General features: G+C 66.9%; 29 protein-coding genes, 1 tRNA gene and 2 pseudogenes. 21 read left to right on the top strand and 11 right to left on the bottom strand.

What is annotated here, in order from left to right; genetic code table 11:
- Window positions 1-312, top strand: a pseudogene (locus BM424_RS28735) (hypothetical protein); the annotation flags it as partial.
- Window positions 313-819: 507 nt separating this feature from the next.
- Here BM424_RS28735 and BM424_RS06795 read toward each other — a convergent pair.
- From BM424_RS06795 to BM424_RS06780, 3 genes are all read right to left on the bottom strand, one after another.
- On the bottom strand, window positions 820-1,875 hold the full coding sequence (locus BM424_RS06795; protein WP_093414475.1) for a fatty acid desaturase family protein: 1,056 nt from the start codon (window positions 1,873-1,875) through the stop codon (window positions 820-822).
- 77 nt (window positions 1,876-1,952) lie between these two features.
- On the bottom strand, window positions 1,953-2,369 hold the full coding sequence (locus BM424_RS06790) for a hypothetical protein (RefSeq protein WP_093414474.1): 417 nt from the start codon (window positions 2,367-2,369) through the stop codon (window positions 1,953-1,955).
- A gap of 395 nt (window positions 2,370-2,764) precedes the next feature.
- The gene (locus BM424_RS06780; protein ID WP_093414472.1) at window positions 2,765-2,965 is read right to left on the bottom strand and encodes a hypothetical protein; all 201 of its coding nucleotides are present in this window, start codon (window positions 2,963-2,965) and stop codon (window positions 2,765-2,767) included.
- Between the two features lie 95 nt (window positions 2,966-3,060).
- Between BM424_RS06780 and BM424_RS06775 the strand changes: the two genes are divergently transcribed.
- Window positions 3,061-3,249: a MerR family transcriptional regulator gene (locus BM424_RS06775; protein ID WP_093414471.1), complete on the top strand. Its 189-nt coding sequence runs from the start codon at window positions 3,061-3,063 to the stop codon at window positions 3,247-3,249.
- Window position 3,250: 1 nt separating this feature from the next.
- Here the strand turns inward: BM424_RS06775 and BM424_RS06770 are convergent, their stop codons facing one another.
- Window positions 3,251-3,922, bottom strand: coding sequence for an HAD family hydrolase (locus BM424_RS06770; protein ID WP_245775638.1), 672 nt, complete (start codon window positions 3,920-3,922; stop codon window positions 3,251-3,253).
- Window positions 3,919-4,764, bottom strand: a complete 846-nt coding sequence (locus tag BM424_RS06765; protein WP_093414469.1) for a winged helix-turn-helix domain-containing protein — start codon at window positions 4,762-4,764, stop codon at window positions 3,919-3,921. The genes BM424_RS06770 and BM424_RS06765 overlap by 4 nt, the downstream gene beginning before the upstream one ends.
- Window positions 4,765-4,904: 140 nt before the next feature.
- Between BM424_RS06765 and BM424_RS06760 the strand changes: the two genes are divergently transcribed.
- The 12 genes from BM424_RS06760 to BM424_RS06705 all read left to right on the top strand — a co-directional run bounded on the left by BM424_RS06760 (window position 4,905) and on the right by BM424_RS06705 (window position 12,946).
- The gene (locus tag BM424_RS06760) at window positions 4,905-5,252 is read left to right on the top strand and encodes a hypothetical protein (RefSeq protein ID WP_093414468.1); all 348 of its coding nucleotides are present in this window, start codon (window positions 4,905-4,907) and stop codon (window positions 5,250-5,252) included.
- A 209-nt stretch (window positions 5,253-5,461) separates the two neighbouring features.
- Window positions 5,462-5,866, top strand: a complete 405-nt coding sequence (locus BM424_RS06755) for a hypothetical protein (protein WP_139274016.1) — start codon at window positions 5,462-5,464, stop codon at window positions 5,864-5,866.
- Between the two features lie 91 nt (window positions 5,867-5,957).
- Window positions 5,958-6,191, top strand: coding sequence for a hypothetical protein (locus BM424_RS06750; protein ID WP_139274015.1), 234 nt, complete (start codon window positions 5,958-5,960; stop codon window positions 6,189-6,191).
- Window positions 6,192-6,296: 105 nt separating this feature from the next.
- Complete coding sequence (locus BM424_RS06745; RefSeq protein WP_139274014.1) at window positions 6,297-6,545, top strand: hypothetical protein; 249 nt, start codon at window positions 6,297-6,299, stop codon at window positions 6,543-6,545.
- On the top strand, window positions 6,545-6,724 hold the full coding sequence (locus tag BM424_RS06740) for a hypothetical protein (protein ID WP_093414462.1): 180 nt from the start codon (window positions 6,545-6,547) through the stop codon (window positions 6,722-6,724). The genes BM424_RS06745 and BM424_RS06740 overlap by 1 nt, the downstream gene beginning before the upstream one ends.
- Before the next feature lie 96 nt (window positions 6,725-6,820).
- The gene (locus BM424_RS06735) at window positions 6,821-8,287 is read left to right on the top strand and encodes an FtsK/SpoIIIE domain-containing protein (RefSeq protein WP_245775637.1); all 1,467 of its coding nucleotides are present in this window, start codon (window positions 6,821-6,823) and stop codon (window positions 8,285-8,287) included.
- A 99-nt stretch (window positions 8,288-8,386) separates the two neighbouring features.
- A complete protein-coding gene (locus tag BM424_RS06730) occupies window positions 8,387-8,956 on the top strand; it encodes a GGDEF domain-containing protein (RefSeq protein ID WP_093414459.1) in 570 nt (189 codons plus the stop codon).
- Between the two features lie 11 nt (window positions 8,957-8,967).
- Window positions 8,968-9,156, top strand: coding sequence for a hypothetical protein (locus BM424_RS06725; protein ID WP_093414458.1), 189 nt, complete (start codon window positions 8,968-8,970; stop codon window positions 9,154-9,156).
- An 11-nt stretch (window positions 9,157-9,167) separates the two neighbouring features.
- Entirely contained in the window at window positions 9,168-10,076 is a 909-nt protein-coding gene (locus BM424_RS06720) for a hypothetical protein (RefSeq protein WP_093414456.1), read from the top strand.
- Between the two features lie 113 nt (window positions 10,077-10,189).
- Window positions 10,190-11,563 (top strand): replication initiator, encoded by a 1,374-nt coding sequence (locus BM424_RS06715; protein WP_093414455.1) that lies wholly within the window; start codon window positions 10,190-10,192, stop codon window positions 11,561-11,563.
- Between the two features lie 2 nt (window positions 11,564-11,565).
- Complete coding sequence (locus BM424_RS06710; RefSeq protein WP_093414453.1) at window positions 11,566-11,748, top strand: helix-turn-helix transcriptional regulator; 183 nt, start codon at window positions 11,566-11,568, stop codon at window positions 11,746-11,748.
- Window position 11,749: 1 nt separating this feature from the next.
- Complete coding sequence (locus BM424_RS06705; RefSeq protein ID WP_093414452.1) at window positions 11,750-12,946, top strand: tyrosine-type recombinase/integrase; 1,197 nt, start codon at window positions 11,750-11,752, stop codon at window positions 12,944-12,946.
- Between the two features lie 53 nt (window positions 12,947-12,999).
- Here BM424_RS06705 and BM424_RS06700 read toward each other — a convergent pair.
- Window positions 13,000-13,075: transfer RNA gene (locus tag BM424_RS06700), tRNA-Lys, on the bottom strand.
- Between the two features lie 98 nt (window positions 13,076-13,173).
- Here BM424_RS06700 and BM424_RS06695 point away from each other — a divergent pair.
- The 3 genes from BM424_RS06695 to BM424_RS06685 all read left to right on the top strand — a co-directional run bounded on the left by BM424_RS06695 (window position 13,174) and on the right by BM424_RS06685 (window position 15,542).
- Complete coding sequence (locus BM424_RS06695; protein WP_093414450.1) at window positions 13,174-13,410, top strand: GNAT family N-acetyltransferase; 237 nt, start codon at window positions 13,174-13,176, stop codon at window positions 13,408-13,410.
- A gap of 195 nt (window positions 13,411-13,605) precedes the next feature.
- On the top strand, window positions 13,606-14,793 hold the full coding sequence (locus BM424_RS06690; RefSeq protein ID WP_175547942.1) for a cobalamin-independent methionine synthase II family protein: 1,188 nt from the start codon (window positions 13,606-13,608) through the stop codon (window positions 14,791-14,793).
- Between the two features lie 62 nt (window positions 14,794-14,855).
- Window positions 14,856-15,542 (top strand): class I SAM-dependent methyltransferase, encoded by a 687-nt coding sequence (locus BM424_RS06685; RefSeq protein WP_093414732.1) that lies wholly within the window; start codon window positions 14,856-14,858, stop codon window positions 15,540-15,542.
- 3 nt (window positions 15,543-15,545) lie between these two features.
- Here the strand turns inward: BM424_RS06685 and BM424_RS06680 are convergent, their stop codons facing one another.
- Window positions 15,546-16,085, bottom strand: a complete 540-nt coding sequence (locus tag BM424_RS06680) for a chorismate mutase (protein ID WP_093414447.1) — start codon at window positions 16,083-16,085, stop codon at window positions 15,546-15,548.
- Window positions 16,086-16,263: 178 nt separating this feature from the next.
- Between BM424_RS06680 and BM424_RS06675 the strand changes: the two genes are divergently transcribed.
- Window positions 16,264-16,824: a phosphatase PAP2 family protein gene (locus tag BM424_RS06675; RefSeq protein WP_175547941.1), complete on the top strand. Its 561-nt coding sequence runs from the start codon at window positions 16,264-16,266 to the stop codon at window positions 16,822-16,824.
- A gap of 8 nt (window positions 16,825-16,832) precedes the next feature.
- Here the strand turns inward: BM424_RS06675 and BM424_RS06670 are convergent, their stop codons facing one another.
- Window positions 16,833-17,447 carry a YigZ family protein gene (locus BM424_RS06670; protein WP_093414444.1) on the bottom strand — a complete coding sequence of 205 codons (615 nt, stop codon included), beginning with the start codon at window positions 17,445-17,447 and terminating at the stop codon, window positions 16,833-16,835.
- Between the two features lie 536 nt (window positions 17,448-17,983).
- Window positions 17,984-19,105 (bottom strand): 5-methyltetrahydropteroyltriglutamate--homocysteine S-methyltransferase, encoded by a 1,122-nt coding sequence (locus BM424_RS06660; RefSeq protein WP_093414441.1) that lies wholly within the window; start codon window positions 19,103-19,105, stop codon window positions 17,984-17,986.
- Between the two features lie 171 nt (window positions 19,106-19,276).
- On the opposite strand from BM424_RS06660, the pseudogene BM424_RS29715 reads away from it, so the two are divergent.
- Window positions 19,277-19,891, top strand: a pseudogene (locus BM424_RS29715) (FAD-dependent oxidoreductase); the annotation flags it as partial.
- A gap of 47 nt (window positions 19,892-19,938) precedes the next feature.
- The gene (locus tag BM424_RS29710; protein WP_281248676.1) at window positions 19,939-20,436 is read left to right on the top strand and encodes an FAD-dependent oxidoreductase; all 498 of its coding nucleotides are present in this window, start codon (window positions 19,939-19,941) and stop codon (window positions 20,434-20,436) included.
- Window positions 20,437-20,497: 61 nt separating this feature from the next.
- On the opposite strand, the gene BM424_RS06650 is transcribed toward BM424_RS29710, so the two are convergent.
- Together BM424_RS06650 and BM424_RS06645 are read right to left on the bottom strand one after the other, a co-directional pair.
- The gene (locus BM424_RS06650) at window positions 20,498-21,322 is read right to left on the bottom strand and encodes an aldo/keto reductase (RefSeq protein WP_093414440.1); all 825 of its coding nucleotides are present in this window, start codon (window positions 21,320-21,322) and stop codon (window positions 20,498-20,500) included.
- A gap of 133 nt (window positions 21,323-21,455) precedes the next feature.
- Window positions 21,456-22,673 carry an MFS transporter gene (locus BM424_RS06645; protein WP_093414438.1) on the bottom strand — a complete coding sequence of 406 codons (1,218 nt, stop codon included), beginning with the start codon at window positions 22,671-22,673 and terminating at the stop codon, window positions 21,456-21,458.
- 381 nt (window positions 22,674-23,054) lie between these two features.
- Here BM424_RS06645 and BM424_RS06640 point away from each other — a divergent pair, with 381 nt between their 5' ends.
- Window positions 23,055-24,422 carry an arylsulfotransferase family protein gene (locus BM424_RS06640; RefSeq protein WP_245775636.1) on the top strand — a complete coding sequence of 456 codons (1,368 nt, stop codon included), beginning with the start codon at window positions 23,055-23,057 and terminating at the stop codon, window positions 24,420-24,422.
- Window positions 24,423-24,502: the final 80 nt, after the last annotated feature.

Here is a 24,502-nt window from a genome sequence, read left to right as displayed (position 1 = left end):
CGTCTTCGGCTGCAAGGAGCGCGCCCGGCGGGGCCGGCACCCGAGCCCGACCGGCGTCCGGCCCGCATCCAGCGCAAGGTCTCCGCGCGCGGCGCCACGCAGGTCACCGGCCAGACCGTGCAGGTCGGTTACCGCTACGCCGGGCGCGTGGTCACCATCGAGGTCGACGAGACCGTGCTACGCGTGTTCGATGAGGCCGACGAGGCAATCACCACCGTGTCTCGCACGACCACCGCCCCGGTCGTCCGGCACAAGGCGTACGGTCACCGCGTCGAAAGCACGATCAGTCAGGAAGTGTCACCCCTCAACTGACCACGATCCGACACCCATCATCAGAAACTAGGCAGGACTGTTGCCGTACGTTCAGGCTCCGGTGCGGGTGAGCGTCGCCTGGAGGTCGCGACTGGTCACGAGGGCGACAGCGGTGAAGCGCTCGCGCGTGGGACCGGGCAGTGCGTACAGCCCATTTTCTCGCAGTGCCAAACCTGATCTCAGCGGCGCTGACACAGGCCGCCGAAGAGGGAGCGAACACCTTCACCCTGCTGGCGTCTCCGGGCACACGTCTGTGACGTCTCTGGCTAGGTATTCGAAGGTTTCCCCAGAAATTCTCGCCCGCCGGCAGCACATGCGAGACCCGGCCCCCGTCGCCGGTGAAACGTCCCTAACGCTCACACGATCACCCCCATGTTCGGATACAGCCACGATCACCCTCGCTCTCGTCAGCGAAGGTCGGCGGGACCTGGACCGGCTACGCAACCTGGTGATCACTTCCCCGGTGACTTGGGCTGGGAACACCCGATAGTTAAGTGCGCAAGCTCATCAGGCTCGCGGCTTCGCGGGGGTTGGGTGAGCGGGACGGCGCAGTGGTGCGCCCACGGCGTGGAGATGGCGCAGTACTTCGGCGTAGGAGTGCAGCAGCCCGCACTGGCTGTAGGAGATGCCGCGCTGGGCGCAGAAGTTGCGGACGAGTGGTTTCGCTCGGCGCAGGTTGGGTCGGGGCATGCTGGGGAACAGGTGGTGTTCGATCTGGTGGTTCAGGCCGCCGAGCAGGAAGTCGACCCACCGGCCACCGGAGATGTTGCGGGAGGTGAGGACCTGTTTGCGGAGGTAGTCCAGTTTTTCGCCCTTGGCCAGGATGGGCATGCCTTTGTGGTTGGGCGCGAAGGAACACCCGAGATACACGCCCATCAACCCTTGGTGCACTGCGATGAACAGGACCGCTTTGAGTGGGGAGAGTACGAGGAATGCCACAGCCAGGTAGCCGATGAGGTGACCGGTGAGCAGCCCGGCTTCCAGCCTGGTGGCCTTGACCTCGCGCCGTAGTACGGCCTGGACGCTGTGGATGTGCAGCAGGACCGCCTCCAGCAGCAGCAGCGGGAAAAACAGGAACGCCTGGTACTTGCTCACCCACCGGTACAGGCCGCGCTTGGTGTGGGATTGGTCGTGGCTGAAGGCGAGCGCGGCGATGGCGATGTCGGGGTCGTCGTCTTCGTGGTTGGGGTTGGCGTGGTGCTGGTTGTGTTTGCCGACCCACCACTGGTAGCTGATCCCGGTGATCGCACTGTGGCAGTGCCCGACGAAATCGTTGCCACGCCGGGAACGGAGGATCTGCCGGTGCCCGGCGTCATGTCCGATGAACGCGAATTGGGTGAACACCACCGCGAGGAACACGGCGGTGAGCAGCTGCCACCAGGAGTCCCCACCGAGTACGAGCGCGACAGCACCCGCGGCGAGCAGCAAGGCGTTCACCGTGATTCGCGCCGCGTAGTACCCATAGCGGCGTTGAAGCAGTCCTGCTTGTTTGATCCAGCGGGACAGCTCCGAGAAGTCGCTGCCGCGCCGACCGTTCGAGGATGGTTTCGGGGATGCAGTCATTGGTGCGTTGCGAACTCCCTCGACAAGTGGCCCGGCCCTCGATCCGTGCGGGTAGTGGACTCTGGCCGGGTGGAAAGTTAGCCGATCAGGTTGCTGAACTGCTGTTGCACAGGACCGAGCAGACTCGGGCCGATCAGCCCCATGACCGCGCCAACGATGACGACGATGCCCAGCAGCAGAGCAATAACGGCAAGGACAAGTCCGCCGGTCGCGACGCCCTTGCCGGTCAGCTGCGGCTGCAGGCCCTTCTTCCGGCCCATAATGCCCAGCACGATGCCGACAATGGCGAACAGGATCGCCAGCGGCGACAGCACGCCGGTCAGCGCGAAGATAAACGCGGCGAGCCCGAACACCAGGGCGAACACCGCTACGGGGCTGGTCTTGGCTCGAGTCACAGCCGACGGCGCGCCCGTGGTCCAGGAGCTGCGGTCCGCGCTCGTTGTGGCTTCTTCGGTCGTGTGGTCGGCGTCGTCGGCACCGCGAGGGTGAGTCATGGCAAGCTTCTCCTCTCCCATCACGTGGGTAGCCCGGTCAGCGCTCGAACGCGTCGCATTTGCATACCCGCCCACGGCAGACCTCACGCCTCCCGTCGGTAATCGGCGGAACGGTGGCGAGGTGTTTTCATGGTCAACACCGTGCCAAAGCGTCAATGAAGTTTGGTGCCGTTCGGGGCTGATGCGGTAGGTCAGTCCCTTTCCTGCGGCGCTCCTCGTCGAGCTTGCGCATCTCGGCGACCACGTCGTCGTAGCGCCAGCGATATTGGCGCCAGGGGTGATCAGGGCTGGTGTGATCCAACCCTTCTGGGCGTAGTCGAGATGGTCCGCCTGGCAAGGCCAAGTTTCTTTGCTAGCTCGGAGCTGGAGATCAACGGAGTCTCGTCATCTGGTGCTTAGAGCGATAGTCGCTGGAGCAAGGTCGGCAGGTGCGTGTGTTCGACGTGCCAGGCCATGCAGTCGATGGCAGAGGGGCCGAGGTCAGCGAGAACCTTCCCGCAGCCTTCTCCGCCGATAGGGCAGGTCCACCACCGGCGGTCGTCGATCACGCACACGCCCAAGTCGAAGATCCAGCCCCCCACGCTGATCTGAGTCACGCGGCAATCGTACGTAAACGCGACATTCGCGGGTATAGGTAGGTAGCCGCGACATTCGGCTGGCTTAGCGTCGGAATGCGAGTGAACGTAGGCGAGTGACCTCGAACTACGTCTCGACCGGCGAAGCTGCGAAAGCGATCGGTGTTGACCGCCGGACGCTTCAGCGGTGGGCGGCGGAGAGCGTCGTTGAACCTGCGCTCGTGACGCCCGGGGGCCATCAGCGGTGGGACGTGGATGACCTCAAAGAGCAGCTGAGGAATATGCGCCGGCGGTCGGACTCCTGACTCAGGTCAGAGCAGATCCGTCGCCGAGAAGGTCGGTCATGTGCTCGATGATCGCTGACGGCTTGTGCGGGGTGAACCGGTCGCGCTTGCCCGGTTTGTTGGCGTAGGCGATGACGGCTGTACCTGCGGCGTGCGCAGCTTGGATGTCTGTCGCCGAGTCACCGATCATCACGCATTCGGCCGCATCAGCCTTGATGTTGGTGATGGCCTGCTGCAAGAGGAAGGGCGACGGTTTTAGCTCGGCGAGCTCGCCACTGGTCCTCGCCGAGACCCCTTGGGTGTGTGCTTCAAGACCGTTGGCGTGGAGGTACGCGCGGACTGCTGCCTCTGAGTTGTTGGAGACGATGACAACCGATACACCGCGGCGCCGTAGAGCTTCGAGAACGTCGGCTGCCCCAGGGGTAGCGGGAGCAACTGAGACCGCGCGGACTTCGAGTTGACGCAGGCGTTCCTCGACCTGGGTCGCCAGGTCTCCGAACTGTGTGGCGTACTCAAGAACGTCGAACGGATCAGGGCTCTGCTCAATTCCTTCTGGCAGAGGCTCCGGGAAGAGCGCGCGGAGCTCGACGGCTACGTCCTGGTTGCTCAGGCCGCCGAACACCGCGCATATCGGGCCGTCGAAGTCCAGTAGCACAACCCTGCTGCGGTCGAGGATTTCGGCAGCCTGGGTCATCGGGGCACCTCCCGCGCGACGGTGTTCCAGATGCTGTCGAACCACATCTGGGACTGCTGGATGAACAGCGAGCTCAGAGACTCCTCATCAGGTTCGGCGGCGTGGTGGAACAGGGTGGCGTCCTTGCCCATGAGATCCCAGATCGGTGTATCGGCGCCTTCGAGGTTCACGACGTGCTCGCGGACCGGGTAGTAGCCGAAGAACGCTTCGAGCTGGTTGATCAGGTAGAGCTTGAACAGCGGTACGGCTGGGTACACGCGAAGTTCTGCCTTGGCATCTGCGATCAGACCGATGCGCTCCATCTCATTGACCGCATCAACGATGGCGAAGGTGTGGCGCTCCATGATGCCGGCCGCGCGCTTGCGGAACTCGGGACTGTCGCCCATGTCCTCGACGCGGGCGGGAAGCGTCCACGGTACGTCCGTGTCCGGGACCAGGAGGCGCACGCGAACGAGCTCAGGACGCACGCGCCCGCTCCGGATCTTGTCGAGCGGTTCGGTCAGCGCGCCATGCAGCGTCTCGCCTGAGAATCCCGCGAAGTCGATCCGCACCTCGGGTTCTTCGAACGCGCGCTCCAGGTGCGGACGCAGACCGACGGGGCGCTCAGTCCTTTCGCGTACGTAGACCCCGCTGCCTTGGCGGGAGACCACGAGGCCTTCCTCGCGCAGGATTCGCAGTGCCTGCTGGATCGTCATCCGTGCGACGCCGTACCGCTGCGCCAGCTCGGATTGAGACGACAGCTTGTCGCCCGGCTTGAGCTTCTTCGTGAGGATCGAGGCGCGCAGCGAGTTCGCGACCTGCTGATACGGCGGCCGAGGGTCATCCGGGTCCAGTTCTGTCATTTGCCCAGGTTAGCGCAGTGTTCCTTGATCTGACTAGCCAGCCTGGCCAACTTGTTGACATGGCTAGCCAAGCTGGTCTAATCTGTACATGGCTAGCCAAGCTGGCCAACATTGAAGAGATCGAGCGGAGGTAGTCAGAGATGCTGAAGAACGTTCCGGTGCTGCTGCAGGGCTACAAGATGCGCGTTGTTGAGGACCCGGTGGTGAAGACCTTCACGAAGGACGGGAAGACCGAGGTCGCGACGAACCAGGAGACCGGCGACCCGATGTACTCGGTGTCGATCTACATGAAGCCGCTCCCGACCGAGGACGGCCGCCGTCCTGCCAAGGGCACCGAGATGAAGGTGACCATCGAGCGGAAGCCCGACGACGAGATCGTCGACGGCGCGGTCGTTGAGCTGCACAACCCGCGGATCTCGCAGTTCGCGCTGGACAACGGCCAGACGATCCTGAGCATGCGGGCCGCTGGGCTGAAGCTCGCGGGCTGACAGTCAACTCGTTGAATTCCAACACGATTCCTTTCTAGGCCAATTCTGGCTGCCTGTTGTTTGAGAACTACATAGTGGGCCGAGCTATGCCCAAAATCGGTGGAAATTGCCACCGGGAGGGCCTTATTGACCCCCGGCCGTCCGCGGATGTACCGGGGGTCTTCATGGCCTTTTGTTCGACGGGCGACACCGAAAGGGATGTGAAGTACATGGGTGAAGATCTGGTTCGACTTGAGTTTCCGAGAGACACCGTTGAGCGGGCGGAGGAGGTGTTCTGGTGGTACCAGGAGATGTTTCACGAGACGCTCACGTCGGATTCCGCTGAGGTGCGCGAGGCGTATGAGTACGGGTGGCAGCTGACTCAGCGGCTGTTCCGGATCGCGGCAGTTGAGTTGTTTTACGCCCGCCCGTGCGATTGCCAGGGCGAGTGTCCGCCCTTTGTGGCGGCCCTTGAGTTTCCGAGGTCCTGGGTGGACCAGACGATGAGATTCCCTGACTGCGAGCCGTGGGAGTTCAACCGGATTTGGCGGCTGTCAGCCGCAGAGATGTTCAAAGCAATCCGGGCGCGGGTGACGTCCGGGATTTCTGAAAAGGAGCGTGCGGAATGTCGCTGAAGTACTGCCCGGCGTGCCACTGCGACCAGTGGCGCTACCGGCACACGCACGACCAGTACTGCTCGGATCGGTCCTGGGCGGTGTGGCTGTGATGAACAAGGTTCTGCGAGATGCAGCGCTGGAGGATTTGCGGCGGTTGTCCACCGAGCTCACGACCGCGTTCGCGACTGCTGGCGAGGTGGCTTACGCGGTGGATGTACCGGGTGGACCGAGCTCAAGCGGTGCTGCGCTGCATGAGGTGGCAAAGCAGCTCTACGAATCGCTGCACGCCGTCACGAAGGTAATCCGCAGGGTCGAGGAGCTGGAGGACGAGCCCGATGAGTGAGCTGTTTAACGCGTCGGTTGGTTTTCACGGTTCGGGCTGCGTCGGCGGCCGGTAGCCAGGTTTTCCCCGGGACGGTCCCGGGAGGGTGAAGGAGGGTGATTGTTGGTGGAGATCTCGAAGCAGCTGTTCCGGCGCAATTCGCGCGGGGTGAAGCGGTTGTCGGCGATTGGTTCGCTGATGGATCAGTTGAACCAGGACGTGAACAAGGTCGAATTCCTCGATGGCGAGTTCGTGGAGGACCGGCATTACGCGGAGGCCCAGGAGTTGGCCGCTGCGGTGGCGAAGGCGGCGGATGCGGTGCGTGAGGGCATCGCCGAGCACGGTGGATCGAGTGTTGCGAAGGAGTACAAGTAATGGCCAATGCAGATGGTGTGACCGGCACGGTGCGCGAGATCGACGCGACGATGCTGGAACTGACCAAGACCGTGACGAACTTCGGTGTTCCGAAGGGACTGGGTGGTCCGTTGAACGGGCTCAAGCGGGCGGTGGGCGATCTGGTGGCTCACCTGGAGATGTCGCAGCGCAGAAGCTAACTGAACGACCGCAAGCACGGCAGGGCGTCGGATTCCCCAGCGGGAGTCCGACGCCCTTTCTCATGGAAAGGGCAGGCAGTCATGCGGGATACGCGAGTGGGCACGGAGAAGACCCCGGCGCGGGTGGTCGGCGGCTGGATGCTGCGGCACCCCCGCACGATGGGCAGCACGACGGCGGTGAGCTCGGCGAGCGTGATGGTCGGCTACCAGACGGTCCTGTGGGCGGCTGGGATCGCGGTGCTGGCCGGTGCCTCGTGGAGGCTGCTGGATGCCCCGACCTTCGACCGCTTCGCCGGACGGCTGCTGCGGGCCTGGTGGAGACGCTGGGTCATTTACCAGCGCCAATGGATGCGGGTGGTCGCGGCGTGCGGGCTGGTGACCTCGGATCACCGGGGCGATTCGCTGGTGCCGAAGCTGGTCGCGGTGCGGTCAAACTGGGTCTGGGACTCGCTGCACATTCGCATGGCCAAGGGGCAGGAGCCCGAGGACTACGGCCAGGCGCTCGATCGGCTGGCGAACTCCTTCAAGGCTCACGCGGCTTCGATGCGCATCCTCAAGTCCGGCAAGATCGCGCTGGATTTCCAGCGGCGCGAGCCGTTCAACGAGATGGCGATCCCGCTGCCTGCCATGCCGGAATCGATCGAAGCGGTGGATCTGCGCAAGCTGGAGATCGGCCGGGATGAATTCGGCCGGCCGTTCCACCTCGACCTGCTCAAGCGGGACATCCACGTGCTGCTGGCCGGGGAGACCGGCGCGGGCAAGGGCTCGTGGCTGTGGGGGCTCCAGCGGGCGCTGGCACCGCTGATCCGAGCCGGACACGTGCGGCTGTGGGTGATCGACCCCAAGGGCGGCATGGAACTCGGCGGCGGCCAGGAGATGTATCACCGCTTCGCCGACAGCGACCGCACCGGACTGGCGCTGATGAACGAGTACGTCGAGACCCTGGATCAGCGCAAGTTCGACCTCGGCCGTCAGGGCATCCGCAACGCGACCCCGTCGCGGGACACCCCGCTCGATGTGTTGATCTGCGATGAGCTCGCCGCGATGACGGCCTACAGCGACCGGGACATCCGGGTGGAGTTCCACCAGCTGCTGTCCAAGGGCCTCACTCAGTACCGCGCGGTGGGCGGCCGGATCGTCGGCGCGACGCAGGAACCCACCAAGGACGTCGTTCCGATGCGTGGGCTGTTCCCGACCAAGATCGCGCTCCGGGTCGACGCGGCCTCGTATGTCGACATGTGCCTCGGCGAGGGCATGCGGGACCTCGGCGCGTTCGCCGACAAGATCCCCGCCTACCTGCCCGGTGTGGCCTACGCCAAGACCGACGGCCGCAAGGAACCCCGCCGAGTGCGCGCGGCCTTCAGCACCGACACCGACATCACCGAGCTCGTGGCCTTCTGCACCGAGCTCAACAACGTCACGCCCATCCGCAAGGAGATCGAGCTGCCTGACGGCACGGTCACCAACCCCTACGAGGTCAATTTCGAGGACTTCGAAGACGACGAGGTCGAAGAGATCGAGCAGTTCGAAGGCGAAGACGACGGCGACGAAGAGATCGCCTGATGAGGCTCCAACAGCCTTAATGACCAGGAAGTTTTAACGGCCCGCCCGAGAACTCTTGGCGGAGTCGGGCGGGCCTTACCTCGAATGGAGGCAAGACCCATGCTGGCACGACTCGCTCTGAGTGTCACGACCGCGACCACGGTGGCGGCCACCGGCTGCGCCTGGCGCTACCGGCAACGAACCCTCACCGACCCCCTCACAGGGTTAGCCAACCGGGCTGCCCTGGAGACCGAGTTCCGGCGGCGGCGTCGCTCCGGACCGGTCGCGGTGGCGGTCGGGGATATGAACGGGTTCAAGGCGTTCAACGACACCTACGGCCACCGCTTCGGGGACCAGGTCCTGATCGAAGTTGCCCGCGTGCTGGCACGGGAAACAAGCCGCGGTGAGCTCCCGGTCCGGCTGCACGGCGACGAGTTCGCGGTCCTGCTGCCCGGCGTTCACAACCAGGCAGCCGCAGAGCACCGCGTTCGCCAGCTCCAAGACGCCATCGCGCAGATCACCGCCATTGACGGTCAGCCGGTCGAGGTCTCGATGGCGCTGGGCGTGATGACGATGCCGGCCGAATCGGCAGACCTCAGCCGTCTGCTCGGGTCGGCTGATGACCGGATGTACGGAGACAAGCACACCAACCGCTCGCGCACTGAGATTGCGATTCCTCAACCACAGTAAGGAGATTCACCATGCACATCGTCCACGTTGAACTGTCCGGAAAAGGCGTCCTGATAAGCCTCGGCGTTCTGGCCTTCGTGCTCGCCGTGCTGGCACTCGTGTGGCTCGCGCTGAGCCCGGCCTTGGCGATCGGCCTCGGAATCGGGTTAATCCTGCTGGTCCGAGGCCTGATCGCGCTGTTTTCTCCCGCGAAGCAGTAGGAGGCACCACCATGCCCGAAACCGAACAGCCCGAGGACACGGGCCACGACGGTCGTACGCGGCGGGTGCGCAAGCTCGGGGACCGGATCTCCGAGGCGCGTCGCCTGCGGGGCCTGATCCGCGACCCTGACCTTCAGGCCGTGGAGATGGAGCGCAACGGGCGGCGGACCCTGGCCGGGTTGTGGTTCTTCCTGGCGCTGGGCCTGGTGTTCACCACCACGGGGGTGCAGCAGTTCCTCGCTGGGAAGGCCACATCGGCTGATCCGCTGTGGTGGGCGGCATGGACGGTGGAGCCGATGTTCGCCGGTCTGCTGATCGTGCTGCTCAACTTCGAGGCGGTGATCCTCGCTCACGGGGTTTCACCTGATCACCAGTGGTGGTCCCGGCTCAAGCGGGTGCTGCTGACCTCGACGCTGCTGATGAACGTCATCCCGCAACTGCTCCCGCTGCTGCGGGGCCTGTGGGCGGAGTTCAACGCGGGCTCCGCGGTCGTGCACGCGATCATCCCGGTGATCGTCTACGGCATCGCCGAAGTCATCCCGGTCATTCAGGCCCGGCAACGTCAGGTCATCTTGGCCGCCTACGCCGCCACCGACCGGAACCGGCACGAGGAGTCGGAACAGCCGGTGGTCTCGGATCAGCTGGAAGGTCTGGAACGACCGGTCACCGAGGTGATCGACCGTCGGCAACCGGCGGAACGTCCGGCCAAGCCCTCGGCAGCCCTGAAGTCGATGAACCTTCCGGCGGACATCCACAAGTCGATTACCGACGCGTGGGAACGCGCCAAAGCCGATGGCCGGGAGTTCACCCCGGCTGATGTCCGCCAGGTCGTCCGGCTGCCGGAACCGATGGCTACGCAGATCGCCACCGATCTCAACGCCACCGAACACTCCGCCACCAACGGCCACGCTGTGGCCTGAACTGGCGGCTTCACACAACTGAATATCGCGAGTTCAACCCTGCTCGGCGGGCATCCACCGGGCACGGGACCGACCTCCGTGGGTGCTCCGCCGAGCCCTCGTCTGGAGGTCGTATGGCATTGCCCGAACTACCGGATGTCGACCGCCTCGCCCGGCGGCTCCAATCCTCGGACTACAAGCAGTGGCGCTCGATGGTGGAAGCCACCGGCGGATGCGCCCACCCGGTCCGGCTGTCCGGACACTGGATGCTCACCGACAAGACCACCGGCACGGTGCTGACCAAGCCGGACGGCACGCCCGCGATGAAGTCCGGGCACCTGTTCGCCCCGTGCGGAAACCGCCGCGAGAGCGTCTGCCCGGCCTGCTCCGACCGCTACGCCGCCGACGCGTTCCACCTCGTGCGTGCCGGGATGTCCGGCGGCTCCAAGGGCGTGCCGGTCACCGTGGCCGACAAACCGCGGCTGTTCGTCACGCTGACCGCCCCGAGCTTCGGGCCGGTCCACAACCGCCGGACCTCGGCCAACGGCAAGGTTGTTCCGTGTCGCTGCGGTCGCTACCACCACGAGCACGACCCGGCCATCGGCCAGCCCATCGACGCCGGTGCCTACGACTACACCGGGCACGTCCTGTGGCAGGCACACGCCGGGAAGCTCTGGAACCGCTTCACCATCTACCTCCGGCGGCACATCGCCCGCGCGGCCGGCATCACCGAGAAGGAACTCAAGGAGCACGCCCGGCTGTCGTATGCCAAGGTCGCCGAGTTCCAACGACGCGGCATCATCCACTTCCACGCGATGATCCGCCTCGACGGCCCCGACGGCGCTGCTGACGCCGCCCCGCCCTGGGCCACGGCCGATCTGCTCACCAATGCCATCCACGCCGCGCACACCGCGACAGGCGTTGAAGCTCCTGAGATCAACCGCAACAAGCGGCTGCTGAGCTGGGGCGAACAGATCGACGTCCGTCCGATTCGCGCGGCCGATGCCCGCCTGGTCGAAGACGACCAGGGCACGATCACCGATGACCGGCTGGCCTCCTACGTCGCGAAGTACGCCACCAAGGGAACCAGCAAATCCGAAGCCGCAGACCGCCCGGTCCGGTCCCGCGAGCACATCGACCTGCTTGAGGTCTCCGAGCACCACAAGAAGATCATGCGCACCGCCTGGGACCTCGGTGGCCTCGAAGAACTCGACAGCCTCAACCTGCGGCGCTGGTGCCACATGCTCGCCTTCCGAGGGCACTTCCTGTCCAAATCGCAGCGCTACTCCACCACGTTCAAGCGCCTCCGGGGCGACCGCCAGACCTGGCGATTCGAGCAGAACCTCGACGAAATCGGCGTGACCGCCGACTCCGTGGCCGTGATCAACCACTGGGAAATGACCAGCGTCGGCCACCGCAACCCCGAGGAACAAGAACTCGCCCTCGCCATCGCCGACCGGCAACGCGCGGCCCGAAAACACCGCTACGCCAACGAAAGGAAGGACTGACCATGATGCGAAACCTGTGGGGAATTGACGACGTCGCCAGCTACCTGGGTGTGCCGGTCGGCACCCTCTACCAGTGGCGCAGCCGTGGATATGGCCCGACCGGACGCAAGATCGGAAAGTACGTCAGGTTCAAGCCCGAGGACGTCGAGGACTGGTTCGAATCTCAGGCTGCGGGGGTGGTCTGAGATGGCGGGTCGTCTGCCGCTTCCGCCGGGAACGATGGGCGAGGTCTCGGTCAAGCAGGTCGGGAAGTCCTGGTCGGGAAGGGCCTGGTACCGGCGGGAAGACGGGACGTATGCCGACGTGCGTCGTCGCGGCCGAACCAAGGAGCTGGCTCGGCAGGCTGTCCGGGACGCGGTCAAAGACCTCGTCCCCGCGTCTGACAGCACCGACCTGACAGCCACATCACTGTTCGCGGATGCTGCCCAAGCATGGATCGATGAGTTCAGGAAGGACGCCGAGAACGGCACGTACTCGCTGACCTCGCTCGACACCTACGAGAACGTCTACGAGAACCACGTCAAGCCGAGCCTCGGTGAGCTTCGCCTGTACGAGGTGAAGACACCGGTGGTCAACAAGCTCTGCCAGGCGAAGCTCAAGAACAACAGCCTGACGCTGGCGAAGCTCGTGAAAGCGGTGATCAGCAACGTCATGATCTTTGCGATTCAGGCTGGGGCTGTCGAGACCAACCCAACGAAGGGCATCGCCGCCCTGTCCGAGCGGAGAGCCAAGATCAAGCGGAAGAAGCCGCGGGCTTTGACCAAGGACGAACTGAGCGACCTGCTCAAGATCCTTGACCAGGATGAGAAGGCGAAGAAGCGGGACTTGCCTGACCTCGTGCGCTTCTTCATCGCGACGGGCGAACGAGCCGGTGAGGCTCTGGGTGCTCACTGGGAGGACTTCGATCCGGAGTCCAAGAAGCTGCGGATGAGCGGCAACCTGATCCGTGCACGCGGCAAGGGTGCGCTGCGCAACGATGGGAAGACGGACGGATCGGCGCGAGACATCGCGCTCCCCGATTGGGCGGTGAACATGCTCCAGGAACGTGCCGAGCAACTGGGTGAGGTTGATCCTGGTAAGCCGATCTTCGTCAACACGAAGGGTGGGTACCTCAACGCGTCGAACGTCTACAACCGGACGTGGGCGCCGTTCCGGAGCCGCGCTGGCTACGAGTGGGTGACCTTCCACACGCTGCGCAAGACGGTCGCGACTCTGCTGGACGAAGCTGGCCTGACCGCTCGCCAGGTGGCCGACCTGCTGGGCCACTCGCGGGTGTCGATGACCCAAGACGTGTACTTCGGCCGGGGGCAGCAGTCCCGAGCCAGTGCCGAAGCCCTGGCCTTCGTGGTACCCATCGAGGGGCCGGGGAAAGTTGGCAATTAATTGGCAACCGGGCCTCGGCAACAAAGAACCCCAGGCCTATGACCTGGGGTTTTTGGTGGGCCGCCAGGGGATCGAACCCTGAACCCGCGGATTAAAAGTCCGCTGCTCTGCCAGTTGAGCTAACGGCCCGCGTGCCCCAGGTTACAAGGTCCGGATGATCTCCGTGGCCCGTGGTCGCGGCAATTCGGACCGAAGTCACACCACACCGACCGAGGAGAGGACTACTCGTGACCTACCTGCAGCGGCTCGCGACGCGCGCGGACCTGCTGCAGCACGCGATCGCCCAGGCTCCCGAACTCGGTTTCCGGACCATCGCCACCACGATCTTCGCCTCGAACGAGCGCAGTCTGCGCCTCTTCCGCGCCCACGGCTTCCAGGAGTGGGGACACCTCCCATCAGTCGCCGACCTCGACGGCCGCCACGAAGACGTCGTCTTCGTGGGTCTCCCACTCGCCCGGTACTGACCGCGGTCAAAAACTGCAACATTCGTCGGTCAAAAACTCCGGTTTTTGACCTGGTGAATGTTGCAGTTTTTGACCGTGCGGGGTGGTGGTTTCGTCGGGTGGTGGGGTTGTTGACCTGGGGGTGGGGGTGGAGAAGGGTTGGGGGTGCGGTCCTGCGGGCCGTGTTCTTGAGGGTTTGTCGACATGGGGAGAGCTGTGAGCCGGATCCTTGCGACGCACACCGGAAGTCTGATCCGCCCGAGCGAGCTGCTGTCGTTCCTGTCCGCGAAGGCCGGTGGGGCCGCCGTGGACGAGGACGCCTACCGGGCCTGCCTGGCCGAATCCGTCGACGACGTCGTCCGCAAGCAGGTGGAGGCGGGCATCGCCGTCGTCGACGACGGCGAGATGGGCAAGGCCAGCTGGATCACCTACCTCTACGAACGCATCAGCGGCCTGGAATCGCGGCCGATCCGGCTCGACGGCCCGAGCATGCTGCCGCCGAGCCGCGACCGGCAGGCGTTCCCGGGCGCCTACGCCGAGCTCGACGCGCTCGACGAGGCCGCCACCCGCAAGAGCAACTCGCAGGCCGACGAGCAGGAACCGGCGGCGTGGTTCTGCACCGGCCCGCTGCGCTACGACCGGACCGCGATCGACCGCGACATCGCGAACGTGAAAGCCGCTGTGGCGCAGCACGACGGAGTCGAAGCGTTCCTGCCGGTCGTCGCCCCGGCCAGCGCCTACTGGCTGACCAACGAGCACTACGACTCCGACGAGGAGTTCGTGTTCGCGCTGGCCGACGCCCTCAAGGAGGAGTACCGGGCGATCGTCGACGCCGGCCTGATGCTGCAGGTCGACGACGCGGTGCTGATGCACGAGTGCGACACGATCCTCGCCAAGGGCGGCACCTACGACGACTACCGGCGGTGGGCGGAACTGCGCGTGCGGGCGCTCAACCACGCGCTGGAAGGGCTGCCGGAGGAGCGCGTGCGGTATCACGTGTGCTTCGGCAGCTGGCACGGTCCGCACGCGTTCGACCCGCCGCTGCGCGACGTCGTCGACCTGATCCTCCAGGTCAACGCGGGTGCGTACGCGATGGAGCAGGCCAACCCGCGGCACGAGCACGAGTGGCGGGTGTGGGAGGACGTGAAGCTGCCGGACGGCAAGAAGCTCATCCCCGGCGTCGTCACGCACCACACCAACGTCGTCGAGCACCCGGAACTGGTGGCGCAGCGGCTGATCCGGCTCGCCGGGGTCGTGGGCCGGGACAACGTGCTCGCCGGGACCGACTGCGGTTTCGCGCAGGGCGCCTTCGTGCACCGGGTGCACGAGGAGATCCAGTGGGCGAAGCTCGCGGCGCTCAGCGAGGGTGCGCGACTGGCGTCGGAACACCTCTGGAGTCGTTGACGATCGAGCGGCGCAGCGGTCGAAATCGCTGCGCCGCTTCGGTTTTCGACTACGATGAAGAGATGTCGAGAACTGCGCGCGACGTGGACGGTCTGCTGCGGATGCTGGACGAGATCTTCCCGTCGCCCCAACCGTTCTGGGACGACTTCTACGCGGACCGCGACCGCGCCGTCCCCTTTTTCGTCACCAGTCCCGACGAGAACCTCGTGTCCTACGTGGACGAAGGGCTGCTGGAGCCGGGCCGGGCGCTGGATTTCGGCTGCGGCGCCGGCCGCAACGCGATGCACCTCGCCGCAACGGGTTTCGACGTCGACGCCGTCGACCTGTCCGAGACCGCCATCGCCTGGGCTCGCGAACGGGCGCCGGAAATCCGCTTCCGGCAAGGGGATGCGTTCACCCTCGACCTCGCCGGGCCGTACGACCTGATCTACGACTCCGGGTGCTTCCACCACCTGGCGCCGCACCGCCGCATCAGCTACCTCGACCTCGTCGACCGGCTGCTGGCGCCCGGCGGCCACCTGGCCATGACCTGCTTCGTCACCGGCGCCGACAACACCGGGGCCGAGCTGCCCGACGCCGACCTCTACCGGCAGGGCGCGCTGCACGGCGGGCTGGCCTACAGCCCCGACGAGCTGCGCGCGATCTTCGCCCACCTCACCCCGGTGGAGATCCGCCCGATGCGCGCCCAGCCGCCGGGGTCACCGGTGTTCGGCGAGGACTTCCTGCAGGCCGCGCTGTTCCGCCGCTGAGGCTCAGGAGCAGATCGACGGGGTCGCCCGGCCCAGCGCCGCCTGGTGCAGGGCGTCGAGGTCGTGCGCGGTGTGCGCGTAGGCGCTGAGCAGGTGGCCGGTGCAGGACGGGCCGTCGCGGAGCTCGTCGGTGTCGCGCAGCTGCACCAGGATCGCCTCGCCGAGCCGGTCCAGCTCCGGGCGGATCTCGCCGAGGTCCGGACGTTCCGTCGGCTGCTGGTCGGGGTGCGCGGTCCAGTAGGCGTGCAGCCCGCGCTGGACGAGCTTGCTGGCCTCGATCTGGTCGCGGAAGACGCGCGTGGCCTCCTCCGGGTCGAGCCCCAGCTCGACCGCCCGCGCGGCGACGCCGTCGAGGACCTGCTGCTCGCGCTCGGGGTCCTCGATCGGCGAGTCCGTCCCCCACTTCGCGGCGGCCACCTGGTCGGACAGCACCACGCGCTCAGCGGCCGATCCCACCAGCGGATCCAGGGCGCCTTCGGCCTGCGCCGGGGCACCGAGCCCCAGCATCGCGAGCACGGCACCACCGACGACCAACGACCTCATCGGAAACCTCCCCAGGATGATCAGGTATCTCCAGTCATACACCCGATCCCGACCCGGGCGACACGATTTCAAGGGAAATCGGGTTCCCGACTTCCCTTGAAATCGGGAACCCCCCGCTCCGCCGAGGCCGGGATCGGGGCCGGGGCCGGACGCCGGGAGTCCGGTTAGTGTGGGCGGGGTGGAGCACAGCACCGACTGGTACGGGATCGTCGCGGGCTGGGGCGTCGCCTCGCCCGGCTGGGTGCAGGCCGTCGCGCTGGTGCTGACCGACGCGCTGCTGCTCGCGTTCATCCCCGTCGCCGGAATCGTGTGGTGGCGGGTGGACCGGCGGGCCCGGGCCGCGCTGGCGATCCTGCTCTCCGGCGGTGCCGCCTGGGTGCTCACCGATCCCGTCAAGGACGTCGTCCGGCAGCTGCGACCGTGCCGGACGTTGCCGGTGCGCACCGTCGAGCACTGCAGCGAGGTCGGCGTCTTCTCGTTCCCCAGCGGTCACTCGGCCGCCGCGGCGGCGTTCGCGGTGACGGTGGCCGTGCTGTGGCGGCGGGTGGCCGCGATCGTGGCCGCGGTGGCCGTCCTGGAGGCGTTCCTGCGGGTCTACCTGGGCGTGCACTACCCGCACGACGTGCTCGCGGGCCTGCTGTTCGGCGCCGTCATCGGCGCGTTCGCCGCCGTCGCCGCCAAACCGGGCGCGAAACGGCCGCCGGCCGTCGCCGAGACCGCTGCCGTCCCGGGGCGCTGACGCAGCGCTCAGAGCTCGGCGTGGATCAGCTCGCCCTCGGTGGCCTGCGCCGATCCGCCCGTGGTCTCCGCCAGCCAGGCGTGGAAGGCCTCGACGTCGGAGACCGGGACGTGGACGTGGAAGCGGACCGCGGCGTCGTAGGAGGTGTCGGCCACCTGGTAGCCGGCCGACCGCAGATCGTTGTCGAGCCTGCCCGCCAGCACGTAGTCGGCCTCCACCCGCAGGACCCGGACCGGCCGCCGCTCCAGCGTCCCGACGTGCTCCAGCGCCTCGGACACCGCGCCGCCGTAGGCGCGGACCAGACCGCCCGCGCCCAGCAGCACCCCGCCGAAGTAGCGGGTCACCACGGCGACGGCGTTGGTGATCTCGTTGCGGCGCAGCACTTCCAGCATCGGCACCCCCGCCGTGCCCGCGGGTTCGCCGTCATCGCTGGACTTCTGGATCTCCCCGGAGTCGCCGAGGACGAACGCCGAGCAGTGGTGCCGGGCGTCGTGGTGTGTCTTGCGCTGCAGCTGGATGAACTCCCGCGCCTCGTCCTCGGAGGTCACCCGCAGCAGCGAGCAGATGAACCGGGACTTGCGCACCTCGATCTCGTGCTCGCCCGACCGCTTGATCGTCCGCATGCAACCTCCCCGGCACCATCCTCCCACCTGGGGGTTCACCGATCGGCGTGTGGGGATTTTCATGCAAAAGGCGGGCGATTTCCGGACTGTCGGTACCGCCCCGTACCGTCCACCCTCATGGAGCAGTCATCGAGCCCGTTTGAACCAGGCGTGCGAGTGCGTGCCACGTTCGGCCGGTTCCGTGATCAGGAGGGCACGGTGGTGGAGACCGCCACCGGTCTCCCGCAGGTCTTCGAGGGCCCGGTCCTCTGGGTCAGATTCGACGGTGCCGAAGAACCGGGACTCGTCGCGGGCCGCTTCCTGGAGGAAGCGGCGTGATTTCTTGAATCCCGTGGTCATCTTGCTCAGCGGTGCCAGTAGCAGAACCTGAGCGGCTCCGTGGACTGCGGGTGCCGTCGCTCATGTATGTCCAATACACGGCGCGACGGCCGTCCTCGCCACGAAGCCGCTCAGAACCTGCGGCGGTGCGAGTTGCTCAGGTGGGGCAAAGAGAAAGCGGCTGGCGCCGCTTGCCCTGATGAGCCCCAGACTCCTGATCAGCCCCAGACCTCCTGGGCCGTTTCCACGACCAGGCGGAGCTTGGCGACCTCTTCCTCGTAGGTCAGGGCGTTGCCGTCCTTGGTCGAGGCGAAGCCGCACTGCGGCGACAGGCACAGCTGGTCGAGGTCGACGTACTTGGCGGCCTCGTCGATGCGGCGCTTGAGCTCGTCCTTGGACTCCAGCTCACCGCGCTTGGTGGTGACCAGGCCCAGCACCACGTACTTGCCCTTGGGCACGTGCCGCAGCGGGGCGAAGCCGCCCGAGCGCTCGTCGTCGAACTCCATGAAGAAGCCGTCGACCTCGAGCTGGTTGAACAGGGCCTCGGCGACGAAGTCGTAGCCGCCCTCGGCCACCCACGACGACCGGAAGTTGCCCCGGCACATGTGGGTGGTCACCGTCAGCGTGTCCGGACGTCCGCGCAGCGACTCGTTGATCAGCTGGATGTCCTTGATGTGCGCGTTCTCGCCGTCCTCGCCCCGCGCGTTGAGCATCTCCCGCTGCTTGGGGTCGTTGAGGTAGGCCAGGCTGGTGTCGTCGAGCTGCAGGTAGTGGCAGCCCAGGTCGGCCAGCGCCCGCACCTCCGCCCGGTAGGCGGCGGCCAGGTCGGCGCGGAACTGCTCCATGTCCGGGTAGACCGTCGAGTCCACCGCGGCGGGCCCGCCCCGGTAGGTGAGCATGCCGGGCGACGGGATGGTCAGCTTCGGCGTGTTCTTGGTGGTCTTCGACGCCAGATAGGTGAAGGCGTCGGCGAAGATCGTGCCCGAGAGCTTGATCTTGTCGGTGACCTTCAGGTCCGGGGTGATGAACTCGATGTCGCCCTGGGCGTTGTGGAACTGGACCTTGAGGCTGTTGTCGTCGACGCGCTCGACGCCGTCCAGCTGGTACAGGAAGTCCATGTGCCAGGAGCTGCGGCGGAACTCCCCGTCGGTGGCGCTCTGCAGGCCGACGTCCTCCTGCATCTTCACGACCTGGGCGATCGCCTCGTCCTCGATGCCGCGCAGCTCGGCGTCGTCGATGCGGCCGGCCGCGTGCGCGTCGCGGGCTTCGAGGAGGCGTTCGGGTCGGAGCAGGCTGCCGACGTGGTCGGCCCGGAACGGTGGTGCAACACGTGGGCTCATGGGACGCAAGATAGTTCTCGGGTCACGGCGTGCCTAGGTGAGTTTTCATTTTCCGAAAATCCGTCCACGTACGGGTGTCCGCACACCCGTTCACGGCGTGTGACCAAGGACAATTCGGTACATACGGTCGAGTGGATAAAATTGTGGGGGCAGCACTGTCGGGGATGACGGATGGAGACGATGCGAGTTCTCGTGATCGGAGCCGGAGTCGGGGGACTCGCAATCGCCAACGGATTGCTCGGCAAAGGCTATGACGTGCAGGTTTTCGAGCACCACGACGCGCTTCGGACGTCGGGTGCCGGCATCACGGTCTGGAGCAACGGCACCGCCGCGCTGCGCGAGCTGGGCGTGGACATCAGCGATCTCGGCCACCAGCTGGACAGCCTCCGGTCACTCACCGAATCCGGCCGGTTGCTCTGGGAAGCCGATCTCGACGAGGTGACCGAGCGGCTCGGCTCGCCGACCGTGCAGATCCCGCGCCGCAGGCTCATCGCCGAGATGGCCGGATCGCTGCCCGCGGGCGCGCTCCAGTTCGGCCGCCGCTGCGTCGCCGTCACCGAGCACCCCGATCACGTGCGCGTGGACTTCGCCGACGGCTCCAGCGCCACCGGCGACCTGCTCATCGGTGCCGACGGCCAGCGCTCGGTGGTGCGCAAGCAGGTCATCGGCGGCGAGCCCGCCAAGCCCACCGGCTGGGCCAGCTGGCAGGGCCTGACCAGCAGCGACCTGCCGGTGGCCGGAGGCAGGCAGACCCTCAACATCGCCGGGCGCAACGCGCACTGCGGGCTCATCCCCACCGGCGACGGGCTGCTGCACTGGTGGTTCGACATGCCGTGGCGGGAGGGCGACCCGGTGCAACGGTCGCCGACCTGCGCGAGATGTTCCGCGGCTGGCCGGAGCCGGTGGAGGCGCTGCTGGCGTCGGTCACCGACGACGACCTGGGCTTCTTCCCGCACATCCGGCACAAGGTCCCGCAGGTGTGGGGCGGTGCCCGCAGCACGCTGCTCGGCGACGCCGTGCACGCGATGCCGCCCGCGGTCGCCCAGGCCGCCAACCAGACCCTCGAGGACGCCTGGCTGCTGACCCAGTACCTGGCCGACGGCGAGAGCGGCCTCGCCGACCGGCTGCGCGCCTACGAGTTCGAACGCCGCCCGCGCGTCCTCAAGGTGTCGCGCACGGCCGCGCTGACCTCCGCGCAGCGCCGCACCCCGATCCAGCGCCTCGCGCGCTTCCCCGGCTGGCTGGCCACCCACAGCCAGGTGGTGTCGCTGCGCTCCGGCAGCAACGTGCTGCGCTCGATGGCCGTTAAGCCGGCCCTGCGCGCGGCCTGAACAGCGAGAAGGGCCCGCGACCTGATCAGGTCGCGGGCCCTTCTCGCCGTTCGGCTCCGGATCACATGTCGTCCGGGTTCGGGCCGACGCGGACGCCGTTCTCCAGGGCCGTGAGGGCCTTGATGTCGTCCTGCGCGAGCTCGAAGTCGAAGACCTCGATGTTCTCCTGGATGCGGGACGGGGTGACCGACTTCGGGATGGTCACGTTGCCCAGCTCGATGTGCCAGCGCAGCACGATCTGCGCCGGGGTCTTGCCGTACTTCTCCGCCAGGTTGGCGACCGTGGCGCTGTCCAGCAGACCGTTGTTGCGGCCCAGCGGGCTCCACGCCTCGGTCAGGATGCCGTGCTCGGCGTGGAAGGCGCGCAGCTCGGCCTGCGGCAGGTTCGGGTGCAGCTCGATCTGGTTCAGCGCGGGCACCACGTCGGTCTCGTCGAACAGGCGCTTGAGGTGCGAGATCTGGAAGTTCGAGACGCCGATCGCCTTGGCGCGGCCGCTCTTGTGGATCTCCTCGAAGGCCTTCCAGGTCTCGACGTACTTGTCCTGGCTCGGGACCGGCCAGTGGATCAGGTACAGGTCGACGAAGTCCAGGCCGAGCCGGGACAGGCTCGCGTCGAAGGCCTTCATCGTGCTGTCGTAGCCCTGGTCGTCGTTCCACAGCTTGGTGGTGATGAACAGGTCGTCCCGGCTGATGCCGGACTCGGCGACGGCCTTGCCGACGCCTTCCTCGTTGCCGTACACCTTCGCGGTGTCGATGCTGCGGTACCCGGCGTCGAGCGCTGCGCGAACCGGGGCGATGACGTCGTCGGCCGGAACCTGGAAGACGCCGTAGCCCAGCTGGGGCATCGAAGCACCGGTGTTCAGCGTGACGTTCGGAACCTGAGTCATGTGGGTGTTTCCTCCACCGAATTCGGGATTGGTCTGGCCACCGTTCGAGCGTGAAGCAGGGCCCCCGTCCGGCTGGAACCGATTCAGGGGCCCTTGCATTCCAGAGCACTCGTGTGAGCTGAGCAACCGCAGATCAGGCGGTGATCTCGGACTCCGCCCCGGTGGCCTGCTGCGAGGACTGGTGCGAGACGACGACCTCGCGCCGCTTCGGGCGGGTGTCCAACCGGCCCGACAGCACCGCGAAGCTCAGCCCGACCAGCGCCAGCAGCGCACCGACCCAGCTGGGCGACACCAGTCCGAACCCGGCCGCGATCACCACGCCGCCCAGGTAGGCGCCCAGCGAGTTGGCGATGTTGAAGGTGGACTGGATGCTCGCCGAGCCCAGCGCCGGGGCCTCCTTGGCCTGGTCCAGGATGCGCGCCTGGATGCTGGGGATCGCGGTGAAGCCGGTCGCGCCGATCAGGAACACCATGATCGGGGCCATGATCGGGCTCTGCGCGGTCAGCGCGAACACCGCCAGCGACACCGCCAGCGCCGAGATGCCCGCGCACAGCGTCTTCAGCGGCGCGCGGTCGGCCAGCCGGCCGCCGAGCGCGGTGCCGACGGTCATGCCGACACCGAAGACGGCCAGCAGCGGGGTGACCGCGGTGGCGCTGAAGCCGGTCACGTCGGTGAGCACCGGCTTGATGTAGCTGTAGAAGGAGAAGATCGCGGCGAAACCGAAGACCACGACGGCGAAGGCGATCCACACCTGCGGGTTGCGGAAGGCCCGCAGCTCGCCGCGCAGGCTGACCTCGGTGGGCTTGGGCTGCTTGGGCACCAGCACCGCCACGGCCGCCAGCGCGATCACGCCGATCACCGCGACCAGGCCGAACGCCCAGCGCCAGCCGAGCGCGTGGCCGAGCTGGGTGCCGATCGGCACGCCGACGATGTTGGCGACGGTGAGGCCGATGAACATCATCGAGATGGCCTGCCCGCGCCGGTCGGCGGCGACCAGTCCGGCGGCGACGACGGCGCCGATGCCGAAGAACGCGCCGTGCGGCAGACCGGAGATGAACCGGGCGGCCAGCAGCGTCCCGTGGTTGAGGGCGAACGCCGAGAACAGGTTCCCGGCGGTGAACAGCACGAGCATCCACAGCAGCATCGTCTTGCGGCGGGCGCGCAGGCCGAGCATGGTCAGCGCGGGCGCGCCGATGACGACGCCGAGTGCGTACAGCGAGATGTACCCGCCGGCGCCGGGGATCGACACCTGCAGGTCGGAGGCCACTTCAGGCAGCAGCCCCATCATCACGAACTCGGTCGTTCCGATCCCGAATGCGGCGATGGCCAGGGCCAACAGGGCAATGGGCAACGAATTCTCCCGTGTGGTGAAGGTGTGGTCTTCTCCGCGCGCTGCACTGCACGGCGTGGTCAGGCGTGGTCGTTCGCCTTGATGGTGCGAGGAGGCTGCGGAAACGATTCAGTTCGGCGCCCACGATGGCGCTCCGCACACGTTCAACAGTACTCAGGCGTGCGCTGTTCCTCGTCGGAGTATGAAGCGCGCCACTGTCGAGGTCGCTCGTTCGGACCAAAGTCCTGCGAGATCAGCTTGTCCACTGTGGAATTCGATCGTGCGGAACGCACAACCGAATGCCGCTCGTATTGGGCGAATTCGGAACTCGTCGAATTTCCGGAAATGGAGAGCTGAATGCGGAAACCGGGTTCACGTCTCGTCGCGGGAGCAGCGCTCGCCATGACCGCGCTGGTCGCCGCCGCGCTCCCCGGCGCCGCGGCGCCACCGGTGCCCAGCCAGTACGTCAGCCGGCCGGACCTGAGTCCGCCGCAGGTGCAGATCGAAACACCCGCGCGCGGCACCGAACCCGGCTACCTCTTCCTCGACCCCCGCGGGACCGCGACCCAAGGCGGCCCGATGATCGTGGACGACTCCGGTCAGCCCGTCTGGTTCCAGCCCTACGGCGACGGTGTGAGCCGGGTGAGCACCGCCCTGCGCACCCAGACCTACCGGGGCGAGCCCGTGCTGACCTGGTGGGAAGGCGATCAGGACCAGGGCTGGGGCAACGGTGAGTTCCACGTCCTGGACCAGTCCTACCAGGAGGTCGCCACCGTCAAGACCGGCAACGGCGTCGACACCGACCTGCACGACATGACCATCACGCCGCGCAACACCGCGTTGCTGCTCGCCTACCACCCGGTCGACGTCGACGGCCGCAAGGTGATCGAGGGCGTGATCCAGGAGGTCGACATCGCCACCGGTCTCGTCCTGTTCGACTGGCGCAGCCACGAGCACATCGGGCTGGAGGAATCGACCGCCCCCGCTCCGCCCGACCCCAACGCGCTGTTCGACTACCTGCACCCGAACTCGGTCACCGAGGACGCCGCGGGCAACCTCCTGCTGTCGGCCCGCAACACCGACGCCGTCTACCAGATCGACCGGAAGACCGGCGCGATCCAGTGGCGGCTCGGCGGTGTGCGCAGCGACTTCGCCGTCGACCCCGCCGCGCACTTCGCCCGGCAGCACGACGCGCGCTGGCTGCCGACCGGTCAGCTGAGCCTGTTCGACAACGCCGCCGACGCGCCCGGACCGCCCTCGCGCGGCATCGTCCTCGACCTCGACCCGGTCGCGCGCACCGCCCGGCTCGCCCAGGCCTTCCCGCACCCCGGCGGGACGACGAGCGTCTCCCAGGGCAGCCACCAGGTGCTGCCCGGCGGCCACCACCTCGTGGGCTGGGGCTCGCAGGGCCAGTTCACCGAGTACGACGCGGCGGGCAACGTCGTGCTGCACGGTTCGCTCGGCGACGGGATGCAGTCCTACCGCGCGCAGCGGCTGCCGTGGGTCGGCACCCCGATGACCCGCCCGGACGTCGCGCTGCGCGAGGAGAACGGCTCCCGGGTCCTCTACAGCAGCTGGAACGGCTCCACCGAGGTCCGCGCCTGGCGGATCCTCGCCGGCGATGACGAGGACGACCTGCACCCGATCGGCGACGTCGCCAAGTCCGGCTTCGAGACCGCCGGCCAGATCGTCCGCCCCGAGCGCTACTTCGCCGTCGAGGCCCTCGACGCCCAGGGCAAGGTCCTCAGCCGCTCCGACGTCGTCTCCTGATTCCCTCTCGGGGGTGGGGAAGTTTTCATGAAAACTTCCCCACCCCCGAAGAACCGAAGTTTTCATGAAAACTTCCCCAC

It is taken from the genome of Saccharopolyspora flava (assembly GCF_900116135.1).
Classification (GTDB): Bacteria; Actinomycetota; Actinomycetes; order Mycobacteriales; family Pseudonocardiaceae; genus Saccharopolyspora; species Saccharopolyspora flava.
Note: the sequence above shows the minus strand (reverse complement) of the source record. Positions and strands in the feature narration are given on the sequence as shown.